The 13,156-nt window shown below is 63.3% G+C and carries 12 protein-coding genes; 5 read left to right on the forward strand and 7 right to left on the reverse strand.

From position 1 onward, the window contains the following. Positions 1 to 37: 37 nt before the first annotated feature. The 3 genes from pqqA to ACJRW5_RS03705 all read right to left on the reverse strand — a co-directional run bounded on the left by pqqA (position 38) and on the right by ACJRW5_RS03705 (position 4,186). Positions 38 to 109: a pyrroloquinoline quinone precursor peptide PqqA gene (gene pqqA / locus ACJRW5_RS03695; RefSeq protein WP_003243383.1), complete on the reverse strand. Its 72-nt coding sequence runs from the start codon at positions 107 to 109 to the stop codon at positions 38 to 40. Between the two features lie 456 nt (positions 110 to 565). Beyond that, entirely contained in the window at positions 566 to 2,086 is a 1,521-nt protein-coding gene (exaC, locus tag ACJRW5_RS03700) for an acetaldehyde dehydrogenase ExaC (protein WP_484569185.1), read from the reverse strand. 324 nt (positions 2,087 to 2,410) lie between these two features. After that, positions 2,411 to 4,186: a methanol/ethanol family PQQ-dependent dehydrogenase gene (locus ACJRW5_RS03705; protein WP_484569186.1), complete on the reverse strand. Its 1,776-nt coding sequence runs from the start codon at positions 4,184 to 4,186 to the stop codon at positions 2,411 to 2,413. Between the two features lie 256 nt (positions 4,187 to 4,442). On the opposite strand from ACJRW5_RS03705, the gene ACJRW5_RS03710 reads away from it, so the two are divergent. Further along, a complete protein-coding gene (locus ACJRW5_RS03710) occupies positions 4,443 to 4,829 on the forward strand; it encodes a hypothetical protein (RefSeq protein ID WP_484569187.1) in 387 nt (128 codons plus the stop codon). Between the two features lie 204 nt (positions 4,830 to 5,033). Here the strand turns inward: ACJRW5_RS03710 and ACJRW5_RS03715 are convergent, their stop codons facing one another. The 4 genes from ACJRW5_RS03715 to pedF form a co-directional block, all read right to left on the reverse strand. Further along, positions 5,034 to 5,963 (reverse strand): quinoprotein relay system zinc metallohydrolase 1, encoded by a 930-nt coding sequence (locus ACJRW5_RS03715; protein WP_484569188.1) that lies wholly within the window; start codon positions 5,961 to 5,963, stop codon positions 5,034 to 5,036. 118 nt (positions 5,964 to 6,081) lie between these two features. Next, on the reverse strand, positions 6,082 to 6,831 hold the full coding sequence (locus ACJRW5_RS03720; protein WP_484569189.1) for a quinoprotein dehydrogenase-associated SoxYZ-like carrier: 750 nt from the start codon (positions 6,829 to 6,831) through the stop codon (positions 6,082 to 6,084). Positions 6,832 to 6,847: 16 nt separating this feature from the next. Then, positions 6,848 to 7,720, reverse strand: a complete 873-nt coding sequence (locus ACJRW5_RS03725; RefSeq protein WP_484569569.1) for a substrate-binding periplasmic protein — start codon at positions 7,718 to 7,720, stop codon at positions 6,848 to 6,850. A gap of 40 nt (positions 7,721 to 7,760) precedes the next feature. Continuing rightward, a complete protein-coding gene (gene pedF, locus ACJRW5_RS03730) occupies positions 7,761 to 8,180 on the reverse strand; it encodes a cytochrome c-550 PedF (protein WP_484569190.1) in 420 nt (139 codons plus the stop codon). A 327-nt stretch (positions 8,181 to 8,507) separates the two neighbouring features. On the opposite strand from pedF, the gene exaA reads away from it, so the two are divergent. The 4 genes from exaA (at position 8,508) to ACJRW5_RS03750 (ending at position 13,141) form a co-directional block, all read left to right on the forward strand. After that, entirely contained in the window at positions 8,508 to 10,370 is a 1,863-nt protein-coding gene (gene exaA, locus ACJRW5_RS03735; protein ID WP_484569191.1) for a quinoprotein ethanol dehydrogenase, read from the forward strand. A 169-nt stretch (positions 10,371 to 10,539) separates the two neighbouring features. Beyond that, entirely contained in the window at positions 10,540 to 11,193 is a 654-nt protein-coding gene (locus ACJRW5_RS03740; protein ID WP_484569192.1) for a pentapeptide repeat-containing protein, read from the forward strand. 224 nt (positions 11,194 to 11,417) lie between these two features. After that, positions 11,418 to 11,843 (forward strand): DUF2231 domain-containing protein, encoded by a 426-nt coding sequence (locus ACJRW5_RS03745; RefSeq protein WP_484569193.1) that lies wholly within the window; start codon positions 11,418 to 11,420, stop codon positions 11,841 to 11,843. Then, entirely contained in the window at positions 11,840 to 13,141 is a 1,302-nt protein-coding gene (locus ACJRW5_RS03750; protein ID WP_484569194.1) for a PQQ-dependent sugar dehydrogenase, read from the forward strand. The genes ACJRW5_RS03745 and ACJRW5_RS03750 overlap by 4 nt, the downstream gene beginning before the upstream one ends. The last annotated feature ends 15 nt before the right edge of the window (positions 13,142 to 13,156 follow it).

Raw genomic sequence — 13,156 nt, forward strand, 5'->3', positions numbered from 1 at the left:
CAGCGGGATGCCCCGGTCGAGCCGGGGCCAGGAGCGATCAACGATTGGCGAAATACATGGTCACTTCGAAGCCAATACGCAGGTCGGTGTAGGCGGGTTTAGTCCACATGGTGCGGTCCTCTTGTTATGGCGCCGGGGCATTCCGGCACCCTCATTAAGCCCCCGCCAGGCAAGAGGCCAAATGGTACTTTGGGATGAATCGGCACTGGCATTGGTAGGTGACGCTATTGGTAGGCATGGTTCACAGCTGAAGGTTCCGGTCATCGCCGGAACTGAAACATGCGCCAATAAAAAACGCGGCCGAAGCCGCGTCGCGAGAAGAATCTGCTGCCGTTCAGGCCCATGGCTGCCTGCAGACCCACCCGGGTAGGGTCGCTCGCCTGGCAATGAGCGGCGCGCCGGAGCGAGCGCGCCGCCCTTGGTACATAGCCGATTCACGATCTTGCGAGCTAGAGACCTACAAGGCAGAAGTAGGCGAGGAAGCAGAGTGTACTTTTGTACATGAGCATTCCGAGCCTGCTTCTAACGCAGTAGGGCCGACGCGCAGCAGATCGTGTGTTGGAGATCAGAAGAAGCCCAGCGGATTGATGTCATAGCTCACCAGCAGGTTCTTGGTCTGCTGGTAGTGGTCGAGCATCATCTTGTGGGTTTCGCGACCGACGCCGGACTTCTTGTAGCCACCGAACGCGGCATGCGCCGGATACAGGTGGTAGCAGTTGGTCCACACGCGGCCGGCCTTGATCGCACGGCCCATGCGGTAGGCGACGTTCATGTCGCGGCTCCACACACCGGCCCCCAGACCGAACTCGGTGTCGTTGGCGATGGCCAGCGCCTCGGCTTCGTCCTTGAAGGTGGTCACACCGATCACCGGGCCGAAGATTTCCTCCTGGAACACGCGCATCTTGTTGGTGCCCTTGAGCAGAGTCGGCTGGATGTAGTAACCGCTGGCCAGGTCGCCGTCCAGTCGCTCCGCCGCACCGCCGGTGAGCACCTGAGCACCTTCCTGCTGAGCGATTTCAAGGTAGCTGAGGATCTTGTCGAACTGCTGCTGCGAGGCCTGGGCGCCGACCATGGTGTCGGTATCCAGCGGATTGCCACGTTTGATCTGCTTGATCTTCTTCATCACCTCGACCATGAAGGCGTCGTAGATCGACTCCTGTACCAGGGCACGCGATGGGCAGGTGCACACCTCACCCTGATTGAAGAAGCCCAGCACCAGACCTTCGGCGGCTTTCTCGATGAACGCTGGCTCGGCATTCATGATGTCGGCGAAGAAGATGTTCGGCGATTTGCCGCCCAGTTCGACGGTGGACGGAATGATGTTTTCGGCCGCGCACTTCATGATGTGCGAGCCGACCGGGGTGGAGCCGGTGAAGGCAATCTTGGCGATGCGCTTGCTGGTGGCCAGCGCTTCACCTGCCTCGCGACCGAAGCCCTGGACGATGTTGAGCACGCCTGGCGGCAGCAGGTCACCGATGATTTCCACCAGCAGGGTGATCGACAGCGGCGTCTGCTCGGCCGGCTTGAGCACGATGGCGTTGCCGGCAGCCAGGGCCGGAGCCAGTTTCCAGGCGGCCATCAGCAGCGGGAAGTTCCACGGGATGATCTGCCCGACTACACCCAGCGGTTCGTGGAAGTGATAGGCCACGGTGCCGTCATTGATCTCGGCAGTACTGCCTTCCTGGGCGCGGATGCAGCCGGCGAAGTAGCGGAAGTGGTCAGCAGCCAGCGGCACGTCGGCGTTGAGGGTTTCACGCACGGCCTTGCCGTTGTCCCAGGTCTCGGCCACCGCCAACAGCTCAAGGTTGGCTTCGATGCGATCGGCGATCTTCAGCAGGATGTGCGAACGCTCCTGCACGCTGGTACGCCCCCAGGCATCGGCGGCAGCATGTGCAGCGTCCAGCGCCTTGTCGACGTCGGCGGCATTGGAACGGGGGAATTCGGCGATCACCGAGCCATCGACCGGGCTGGTGTTGCTGAAGTACTGGCCGCTGAGCGGGGCGACGAACTCGCCACCGACATAGTTACCGTAACGTGGTTTGAGGGTGACGACGGCGCCTGCAGTACCCGGTTTCGCGTAAATCATGATGCTGACCTCTCTTGTTGTCGGAGCCCGCTGCCAATCGGGGAAGCGAGTCATGGTTCGATCTTAGGAAGCCCCCCGAGACCTCGGTATGCGCCCATGGCACAGGTCGCCTAGTCATTTGGTAGTAGAGCGGCAAGCCCTCTGGCATGAGCCTTTGGCAGCGAGGCGAGAGACGCTGGAAGCTAAAGGCTAGACCCGTTCTGTCCATCTTGCGTTCCCTCGATGACAGATTCAGGCGTGGCATATCGCAGCAGATCCACGCAGCCGGCAGCAGAAACGACGATGGCCGGACAACGTCCGGCCATCGTGTGATACCTGCAGCGATCAGTGCTTGGCCACCAGATCCTTCGGCAGCTTGAAGGTCCACAGCATGCCACCCTGGTTCAGGTGCTTGACGCGTTTGGCCACTTCACCGCCCCACAGCGGCACCGCACCACCCCAACCGGACAGCACGGAGACATACTGCTCACCGTCCATTTCCCAGGTCACCGGCGAGCCGATCACCCCGGAACCGGTCTGGAATTCCCAGACTTTCTCGCCGGTCTTGGCATTGAAGGCCTGCAGGTAGCCTTCCGGGTTACCGGTGAACACCAGGTTGCCCTTGGTGGTCAGCACCCCGCCCCACAGCGGCGCGTAGTTGGTCTGGCGCCAGACCTCCTTGCCGGTCTTCGGATCGATGGCGCGCAGCACGCCGATGTAGTCCTCGTTGAGCGGCTTGATGGTGAAGCCGGCGCCCAGGTAGGCCGCGCCCTTCTTGTAGGCGATGTCCTCGTTCCAGATATCCATGCCCCACTCGTTGGACGGCACGTAGAACAATCCGGTGTCCTGGCTGTAGGCCATCGGCATCCAGTTCTTCGCGCCGAGGAAGGCCGGTGCCGCGAACACGCTGGCGCCCTTCTCCTTCGCACTCGGCGAGCCCGGACGGTTGCTGTCGTCGTAGATCGGCCGGCCATTCTTGTCCAGGCCCTTGGCCCAGGTGATCTTGTCGACGAAGGGGAAGCCACGGATGAACTTGCCGTTGGTGCGGTCGAGCACGTAGAAGAAGCCGTTACGGTCGGCCGTGGCTGCGGCCTTCACGGTCTTGCCGCCGTCCTGATAGTCGAAGGAGATCAGCTCGTTGACACCGTCGAAGTCCCAGCCGTCATGCGGGGTGGTCTGGAAGTGCCAGGTGATGGTGCCGTCGTCCGGGTTAAGCGCCAGGCGCGAGGAGGAATACAGGTTGTCGCCAGGGCGCAGGTGCGAGTTCCACGGTGCCGGGTTACCGGTACCGAAGAACAGCAGATTGGTGTCGGCGTCGTAGTAGCCGCCGAGCCAGGGCGCAGCGCCGCCGGTCTTCCACAGGTCGCCCGGCCAGGTCTTGCCGGCCTCGCCACCGCTGATGCCGTTCTCCACCGCCTTGCCGTCCTTGTAGACATAGCCCATGTGGCCTTCGACGGTCGGACGGCTCCACAGCACCTGGCCGTTCTTCGGATCGTAGGCTTCGATCTTGCCGACCACGCCGAACTCGCCACCGGACACGCCAGTGATCAGTTTGCCATTGACCACCAGCGGCGCCGCGGTGATGGAGTAGCCGGCCTTGTGGTCAGCCACACGCTTGCTCCAGACCACCTTGCCGGTGTCCTTGTTCAGGGCGATCAGCTTGGCATCCAGGGTGCCGAAGATCACCAGGTCGTCGTACAGCGCCACGCCGCGGTTGATCACGTCACAGCACGGGCGGATGTCGTCCGGCAGACGCGCTTCGTACTGCCACAGCTCACGGCCGGTGCGCGCATCGACGGCGAATACCCGCGAGTAGGATGCCGTGACGTACATGACGCCATCCTTGATCATCGGCTGCGCCTGCTGACCACGCTGCTTCTCGCCGCCGAAGGACATGGTCCACACCGGGCGCAGCTCCTTGACGTTGTGCTCGTTGAGGATGTTCAGCGGGCTGTAGCGCTGGCCCTGCAGACCGAGGCCATTGGTGACGATCTCATCGGTGGTGCTGGCGTCCTTGAGAATCTCGGCGTCGGTGACCGCCAGCGCGGCAGCGGATGGCATCAGCATCGCTGCGCACAGCGCGGTGAGGAGGAAGGGCTGGCGAAGACCGGTATGTTTCATTGCGGCTACCTCTGCGGGTTCATTGTTATTGCCGGGAAATTTTCCCGGTCTGCCGCAAATTCTTGGCCCGACTTGGCGCCCCAACAATTGCACCCCCAGCCGATTTTCCTCGTTCCTTGGTAGCAATACCTGGCCGCCGAAACGCGGCTGCGGTGGAAAATGGCGCAGACCGTCGCCAAATGACATCGGCGAGATTGCAGTGGTAATCGCTTTGCCCGACACTTGGCCGCCCTGCACATACCGACCGGAGACACCCGTGCCCCACCCCCGCCAGGAAATTCTCGATCATCCCGATGCGCTGGACTGCACGGTCTACCGCCCCGACGAGCAGGACCCGGATGCCGAAGAACAGGACCTGGGCGACGGCAAGGTTCTGCTCACCGGTTCCTTCGAACCGCCGACCGACTGGGATGCCCACCAGCGCGAGGATTATTTCGGCGAGGAAGACCCGCTGCACTTCGTCACCGCTTATATCGAATGCCTGGCCAAACCGGCCACCAAGGCCTTCTTCATGGCCGAAAGCGGCGATTATGTGGCCGTGCAGCTCAGTGTCAGCGAAGTGGTGATGTATTACGTCTACGACCACGAAGAAACCGAGCACGGCCGCCATTACGTGCTGATTCGCGACGACGAAGAGCTCTGATCACCGAGTGTGGGAGGCGCGTCAGCGATGACGCCCTTATGCGCAAGTCGCGGCTAAAGCCCCTCCCACAAGAGCAGCCTGCTGCCCGGATGAAATCCGGGGATAGCGAGCATATTTCTCCCGGATTTCATCCGGGCTACGACTACCAAGCCATGACAACGCCCGCGTAGGGTGCGCCATGCGCACCGATGCTTCCGCAAGCCTTTACTCCTGGCGATCCACCCGTGCCATGGCATCGCGCTCGTAACGCGGGTAGAGGTGACTGACGCTGCGAATCAGCTCATAGCGCGACAGGCTCACCTGGGCGAAACGTTCGGGGATCGGCGTGCGAATCAGCTCGTTCATCTCGGCGCCCTGCTCCGCACCCTGACGCAGCACACCATCGAGCCAGCCCAGATAATCGCGCATCTGGACAAAGGGCGCGGCATCCGTGGTCAGCGGCCCATGGCCGGGCACGATCTGCTTCCAGGGCAAGGCTTCGAGACGATCCAGGTCGGCCAGCCATACGTCCAGCCCCGGACTGTTCGGCGTGGTCAACGCCCGCTGGTAGAACAGCAGGTCGCCGGCGAACAGCACACCGCTGCGCTCATCGAGAATCGCCAGATCGGCGCCGGTATGCCCGCGCAACGCCAGCAGTTTCAGTCGTCGCCCTCCGACCTCCATATCGCCTTCCTCCAGCGACTCAGTAGGCAGCACCACCTCGGTGCCCCGCATCCAGTCGCCGACCAGGCGATACATGTTCTCCGCCATGGCGTCACCCTGCTCGGCCAACAGCTGGGCGGTGCCCGGCAACGCCGCGATCGGTACATCGGTGAAGGCCTGGTTGCCCAGCACGTGATCCGGGTGATGGTGAGTCAGCAACACGCGCAACAGCGGTTTGCCGGTGTTTTTTTCGATGCTCTGACGGAGTGCTTCACCGTAACGGCGCGAGGGGCCGGTATCGATCAGCACCACGCCTTCGTCGGTTTCTATGAAGCCGACATTGACGATATTGCCGCCATTGTCCGCGGCAAAATTGTCGGTGCTGCCCTCCACCAGCCAGACGCCATCGGCGATCTGCCGCGGTTGCAGATGGTAATCGAGCGCCTGCGCCACCCCGGTTCCAAGAGCCAGCAGAAACAATATCCAGCGCATGATTTTCTCCTCGATATCCGCCTGAGCCGCGAGCTTCGCCCCTAGGCGTGGCGCCTACAGAGCCACGAGCGCTATTGTCTCTTGTAGGAGCCGCGCCCCGCGGCGAACGAAAGTACCGTCAGAACGCCGCCTGGAACTCGTTGCCGTTGTTATCACGCAACCACAATTCGGCCTGCTGGTCGCCACGTAGATCGAAGGTCAGCGTCGGGTTCTCGCTGACCGCCGGAAACAGCTCCAGACGCCCCAGCACCTGGCCGTCCAGGTCACGCAACTCGGCCTGTTCGATATAGAACTCGGGGATGCCACCGACCAGGCCGTTGTCCATCGGGTGCGACACCTGCAGGCGCAGACGGCTGTCCTCACCACGCACGAAACGCTTGCCCAGCACCTGGCCGAGGCGCTCTTCCCAACCGGCTTCGGCACGCACCACGCTGGGCGCCGTGCAGCCACCACCCGCGGCTTCGATGCGAGCCGAGCCGACATGCCAGACGCCATCGTCGGTGAGCACCGCTGCACGAATCGGCGTGGCCTGCTCGACCCGGATACGAATGGCCAGGCTCGGCTCCAGCTGCTCACCGGGAGTGAAATCGAGAATGCTCGGGATCGGGTTGAGCTCGGCCCAGGCCAGAATGCGCCTGACCTTGCCACGGTAGGCGCTGGCATCGATCTGGATCGGCACCTGGCGGGCATCCTCGGCGAACGGCGGCACCTGCAGGCCAATCTTGTCATCGAAGACGAAGGGCTGCCCGTCGAGCAGGCGCTGGTGATAGTAGTCCCACATCACCGAGGTGACCGGATCGGGCGCGGCGGCCCGCGCTTCCCAGACCCAGGCAAACAGGGCCAGCAACACCAGGCTACGCCAATCCATCTTCCACCTCCGCCCGTTATTGATATTGTTCAGGCTTCTCGTAACGCAGACCGTAGCGCGCATACAGGCGCTCGACCGAGCCATCGAGGATCAGGCTTTCCAGTTGTTCTTCCAGGGCGTATGCCAGCTGCCGATTGGTTTCATGCACCGCCATGCCGACGTCCCAGATTTGCCGGCCCATGTCCGGGTAGGCGTTGTCGGCCAGCGCCAGTTGCGTATCGCCCGCTTCGTGCAGCAACCAGTCCACCTCGCCACGCAAGGCCATCACCGCATCCACCTCGCCGCCCCTCATGGCGGCAAACGCCAGAGTGGGCGATGGGTAGTGGCGCGCTTGCGAGCGCAGCAAGCCTTCACGCACCGAGCTGAGGTAGAACGACGGCACACTGTCCACCTCCACGCCCACAGGATGATTCTGCAACGCATTGATGCTCGGCACCTCGGCCAGGCGACGCTGGTCGAACGCCAGCTGCCAGCGCTCACGCTGATAGTGACCGAACATCACCACGCGCTCGTTGACCAGCTCGCCCAGCTCATTACGCATCTGCGTGAATTCGCGGTCATAGGGCACGCGCATCATCAGGTCGGCCAGCTGGCCCTGCGCGGTCACCCGACCGCGCCAGATGTAGTCACGCAGGTCGTCGTCGAGTTTTTCTCCGGGCGGCGCCCAGATCACCTGTAGCTTCAACCCCAGCCCTTCGGCCAATGCCTTGACCAGTTCGTAATCGACGCCGCGCGGCTGGCCATCCTGCTGGAAACTGTAGGGCGGGAAGTTCTGGTACAGCGCCACCCGCAGTACGCCTTCCTCCATGATGCGGTCGTAGTCACGCACCTGCGCCTGGGCCACACCCAGGCACAGCAGCAGGCCGCACAGCAGGATCAGGCGGCGCATGGTGCGAAAACTCGAGCGCAGCAGCTTGGCCATCAACCTCTCACTCCTCGACGTGCACGCTCTCCAGATAGCTACGCACCGCCCACAGGGCTTCCTGGCTCAGGTAGTCGGCCATCTTCGGCATGTACACGCGGCCGTCGCGCACGGCGCCGTTGATCACCCGTTCCTTGAACCACTCATCGCCCATTGCGCCCAGTTCCAGCAGACGCAGATCCGGGGCGATGCCGCCGGACTTGGCTTCCAGGCCGTGGCAGGCGGCGCAGTTCTGGTTGTAGGCCGAGGAGCCGATCTCGATGGCACGGGGGTTGTCGCGATACGGGTTCTCGTCCAGCCATTCCTCACCCAGCGGCTCAAGACCATCGGTGTTGACCGCTTGCGGTACCACATCGCCGTGTGCCCAGAGGTTGGTCGAAGCGGCGAGCAACAGCAGCGCCAGGGTGGATTGGATCTTCTTATTCATGGCTAGGACCTCATCGAATGCACGCAAGACAGCCCGTTCAAAGCTGTGGCGACCATCTTAGAAAGGCCGCGCAGCACGCCGAATGCTGCTTTGGTGGTCGCGTTCTAGTCCCTTGGTAGTAGGGCTTGGGTGGGGGGTTTATCGATGCCTTGGCAGCAAGGCCAAGTCATGTGCCAACCGGGAAATCCTCCCGGCAAAGTCGGGAGATTTTCCGTAGGCGCACAGGTGGCCGGGTACCACCATCGGCTTGCCTCTGCAGGGCATCTCCAGAACCGCATTCCTGCGGTGCCCTGCGGCGACCTACCACCTCCAATGGGAAGCACAACCATGACAACAAGAAACCTACCCAGCACCCCACGCCCCCTGGCGCTTGCCCTGATGCTGGCCGGTGGCCTGGCACTGAGCCAGGGTGCACTGGCCAAGCCGGTCACCTGGGACGACATTGCCAACGACCACAGCACCACCAGCAACGTGCTGCAGTACGGCATGGGCACCAACGCCCAGCGCTGGAGCCCACTGGCCCAGGTCAACGCCGACAACGTGTTCAAGCTGACCCCGGCCTGGAGCTATTCCTTCGGTGACGAGAAGCAGCGTGGACAGGAATCGCAGGCCATCATCCACGACGGCGTGGTCTACGTGACCGGCTCCTACTCGCGCGTCTTCGCCCTCGACGCCAAGACCGGCAAGCGCCTGTGGACCTACAGCCACCGCCTGCCCGACGACATCCGCCCGTGCTGCGACGTGGTCAACCGTGGCGCCGCCATCTACGGCGACAAGATCTACTTCGGCACCCTCGACGCACGCGTCGTGGCGCTGAACAAGGACACCGGCAAGGTGGTGTGGAACAAGAAGTTCGGCGACCACTCCGCTGGCTACACCATGACCGGCGCACCGACCATCGTGAAGGACGGCAAGAGCGGCAAGGTACTGCTGATCCATGGCAGCTCCGGTGACGAGTTCGGCGTGGTCGGCCGTCTGTTCGCCCGCGACCCGGATACCGGCGAAGAAGTCTGGATGCGCCCGTTCGTGGAAGGCCACATGGGCCGCCTCAACGGCAAGGACAGCACCCCGACCGGCGACGTGAAAGCGCCGAGCTGGCCGGATGACCCCAACCACCCGACCGGCAAGAAGGAAGCCTGGAGCCAAGGCGGCGGCGCGCCGTGGCAGAGCGCCAGCTTCGATGCCGAGACCAACACCATCATCGTCGGCGCCGGTAACCCGGCCCCGTGGAATGGCTGGGCACGCACCAGCGACGGCGGCAATCCCAAGGATTACGACAGCCTGTACACCTCCGGCCAGGTTGGCGTCGACCCCACCACCGGTGAAGTGAAGTGGTTCTACCAGCACACCCCAAACGATGCCTGGGATTTCTCCGGCAACAACGAACTGGTGCTATTCGACTACAAGGACAAGGACGGCAAGGTCACCAAGGCCACCGCCCACGCCGACCGCAACGGTTTCTTCTACGTGGTCGACCGCGCCAACGGCAAGCTGAAGAACGCCTTCCCCTTCGTCGACAAAATCACCTGGGCCAGCCACATCGACCTGGAAACCGGTCGTCCGGTGGAAAATGAAGGCCAGCGCCCACCCAAGCCCAAGGCCGGCGAAACCAAGGGGGAAGTGGTCGAAGTCTCCCCGCCTTTCCTGGGCGGCAAGAACTGGAACCCCATGGCCTACAGCCAGGACACCGGCCTGTTCTACGTACCGGCCAACCACTGGAAGGAGGACTACTGGGCCGAGGAAGCGCACTACAAGAAAGGCTCCGCGTACCTCGGCATGGGCTTCCGTATCAAGCGCCTGTATGACGACCACGTCGGCATCCTGCGCGCCATGAACCCGACCACCGGCAAGGTCGCCTGGGAACACAAGGAACGCCTGCCACTGTGGGCCGGGGTGCTGGCGACCAAGGGCAACCTGGTGTTCACCGGCACCGGCGACGGCTACTTCAAGGCCTTTGACGCCAAGAACGGCAAGGAGCTGTGGAAGTTCCAGGTCGGCACCGGGATCATCTCCCCGCCCATCACCTGGGAACAGGATGGCGAGCAGTACATCGGGGTGACTGCCGGCTACGGCGGCGCGGTGCCGCTGTGGGGTGGCGACATGGCCGAGCTGACCAAGCCGGTCGCCCAGGGTGGCTCCTTCTGGGTGTTCAAGCTGCCGAGCTGGGATAACGCCAGCGCCAAACGCTAAGGGCTGAACGCATGGCGCACCGTAGGGTGCGCCATGCGCACCAGCTTTTCGCATTCCCATCTCGCCATCTGCGCTGCCCCATTGGTGCGCACGGCGCACCCTACCCATTCCCGTAGGAGCTCCGCTTCAGCCGCGAAGCACATCAGGCAACCACCCCCGAGGACTCGCCATGAACTACCTGCCCCTGCTTATCCCGGCCCTGCTGCTGGTACTCGGCAGCCACGCCATCGGCGCCGAGAGCGACGGCGTGCCAGAGATCAACGGCTGCCGCATCGAACCCGACAGCAAATGCCCCAACGCCAACCTGCGTGGCGCTGACCTGCGCAACATGGACATGCGCCGCATGGACCTGTCCGGCGCGGACCTCTCCGGTGCAGACCTGCGTCACGTCAACCTCGACCTGGCCATTCTGGAAAAGGCCAAGCTGCGCGGCGCCAACCTCAACCGCGCCAGCCTGCAACAGAGCAACCTGCGCCTGGCCGACCTGTCCGGCGCCAGCCTGGTCGCCATCGGCGGCTGGGGCCTGTTCGCCCAGGCCGCGCAATTCGAAGGCGCCGACATGCGCGCCGCCAACCTGGAGTTCGCCCGCCTGTCCGGGGCCAAGCTGCACAACGTCCAGCTGCAGGCCGCCAACCTGGAAATGACCTGGCTGAGCAAGGCTGACCTCAAGGGTGCTCATCTGGAAGACGCCAACCTGCAAGAGGTCAAGCTCAGCGGCTCGAACCTGGAAAACGCCAACCTCAGCGGCGCCCGCACCCGCTTCGGCAACTTTCAGGACGCCAACATGCCCGGTTGCGTGCAATGTCCCAAAGGCTGGGACTGAAGACGCCCAACGTCTTCTGTAGGAGCGACTCGGCTCAACCGCGATGCGTGCTTGAATATCGCGGCTGAAGCCGCTCCTACAGAGCCGGACTAAACGCCTCCCCCTCTAACCTGGCGCAAAAACAACTGAACCATGCCGGCATAAGGCAATCCCTTCTTAGGACAGTCAGATCGAGGCCACTCCCTGCGAGTTGCCAACCATCAACGACCCAAGAGGGACCTGCAGTGACAACCGCAACCTCACACGCCTACCCCCACGTCCTATCGCCTGTACATGTCACCCTGGTCTGTGGCCAGGTTCCGCTGTTTCTCGGCGCCCTGCTCAGTGATATCGCCTACTACCGCAGCTACCAGATCCAGTGGAGCAATTTCGCGTCCTGGCTGATCGCCGGCGCTCTGGTATTCGCCGGGCTGGCGTTGCTATTCGCTCTCGCTGGCCTGCTCAGGGATCGTGGAAACCGGCGCGCCAGCACCTATTTCCTGCTGCTTCTGGGCACCTGGTTGCTGGGGTTCGTCAACGCATTGGAGCACGCCAAGGATGCCTGGGCCGCGATGCCCACGGGCCTGGTACTGTCGGTGATCGTCACCCTGCTGGCCGTTGCCGCCACTTGGGTCGGACTGGCCCAACCACGTGACGGAGGTGCCCGATGAAAGCCGCCAAACTGATGACCGCCCTGCCTCTGGCAATGCTGCTGAGCGCCTGCGGCGACGACTCATCCAGCAAGCAACAAACCTATGGTGCCCAACCGCAATTGCCCGAACCCGAGCGCGGCATCCTGCCGAGCATGACCATCGCCGAGCCAACGCCATGGGGCGATCAGCAGCCCAGCGTGCCGGACGGTTTCAGCATCAGCGCCATTGCCACCGACCTGAAGATTCCTCGGCAGACTCTGGTGCTGCCCAACGGCGACATCCTCGTGGCTGAGGGCCGCGGTGGCAACGCAGCCAAACTCAAACCCAAGGACGTGATCGCCGGCGTAATCAAGGCACGCGGCAACACCAGCGTGGAAAGCGGCAACCGCCTGACCCTGCTGCGTGATGCCGATGGCGACGGCAGCTACGAGCTGCAGACGGTCTTCGCCGAAGACCTCAATGCGCCCTACGGCCTGGCGCTGTACGAGGGCAACCTGTACGTGGCCAACCAGGACGAACTGGTGCGCTTCGACTACGAAGAAGGCCAGACCGAAGCCAGCGGCCCACCGAGCAAGGTCACCGACCTGCCATCGGCGATCAACCATCACTGGACCAAGGCCCTGACCATCAGCGAAGACGGCCGCTACCTGTACGTCGGCATCGGCTCCAATAGCAACATCACCGAGCGCGGCATGGAGGCCGAAGTCGATCGCGCCATGGTCTGGCAGATCGATGCCGAAACCGGCGCCCACAAGCCCTACGCCACCGGCCTGCGCAACCCCACCGCCTTGGCCATTCAACCGGGCACTGGCACCCTGTGGTCGGTAGTCAACGAACGTGACGAGCTGGGCGAGGACCTGGTCCCTGACTACCTCACCTCGGTGCAGGAAGGCGGCTTCTACGGCTGGCCCTACAGCTACTTCGGTCAGCATGTCGACCCACGGGTAAAACCGCAGGATCCGGACAAGGTCGAATCGGCCATCGCCCCGGACTACGCCCTGGGCGCACACGTCGCGGCGCTGGGCCTGGATTTCTCCAGCGAGGTGATGGGTGAGCAATATGCCGACGGCGTATTCGTCGGCGAGCACGGCAGTTGGAACCGCAAGAACCCGGTGGGCTACAAGGTGATCTTCGTGCCCTTCGAAAACGGCCGCCCTTCAGACGACCCCATCGACTTCGTCACCGGTTTTCGCGGCGAAGACGGCAAAACCCGCGGCCGCCCGGTTGGCGTTACGGTCGATCCGAGCGGCGCACTAATCGTGGCGGATGATCTGGCCAATACGGTTTGGCGGGTGGTGCGCGAAGGTAGCGAGTAAGGTGTTGAGGGTGGC

It is taken from the genome of Pseudomonas pichavaramensis, assembly GCF_050473265.1.
GTDB lineage: Bacteria > Pseudomonadota > Gammaproteobacteria > Pseudomonadales > Pseudomonadaceae > Aquipseudomonas.

Coding starts and splice junctions, on each gene's coding strand:
- pedF (WP_484569190.1), bottom strand. CDS start 8,180: ATGAATAAGAAGATCCAATCCACCCTGGCGCTGCTGTTGCTCGCCGCT.
- ACJRW5_RS03720 (WP_484569189.1), bottom strand. CDS start 6,831: ATGGATTGGCGTAGCCTGGTGTTGCTGGCCCTGTTTGCCTGGGTCTGG.
- exaC (WP_484569185.1), bottom strand. CDS start 2,086: ATGATTTACGCGAAACCGGGTACTGCAGGCGCCGTCGTCACCCTCAAA.
- ACJRW5_RS03705 (WP_484569186.1), bottom strand. CDS start 4,186: ATGAAACATACCGGTCTTCGCCAGCCCTTCCTCCTCACCGCGCTGTGC.
- ACJRW5_RS03725 (WP_484569569.1), bottom strand. CDS start 7,720: ATGCGCCGCCTGATCCTGCTGTGCGGCCTGCTGCTGTGCCTGGGTGTG.
- exaA (WP_484569191.1), top strand. CDS start 8,508: ATGACAACAAGAAACCTACCCAGCACCCCACGCCCCCTGGCGCTTGCC.
- ACJRW5_RS03715 (WP_484569188.1), bottom strand. CDS start 5,963: ATGCGCTGGATATTGTTTCTGCTGGCTCTTGGAACCGGGGTGGCGCAG.
- ACJRW5_RS03750 (WP_484569194.1), top strand. CDS start 11,840: ATGAAAGCCGCCAAACTGATGACCGCCCTGCCTCTGGCAATGCTGCTG.
- ACJRW5_RS03740 (WP_484569192.1), top strand. CDS start 10,540: ATGAACTACCTGCCCCTGCTTATCCCGGCCCTGCTGCTGGTACTCGGC.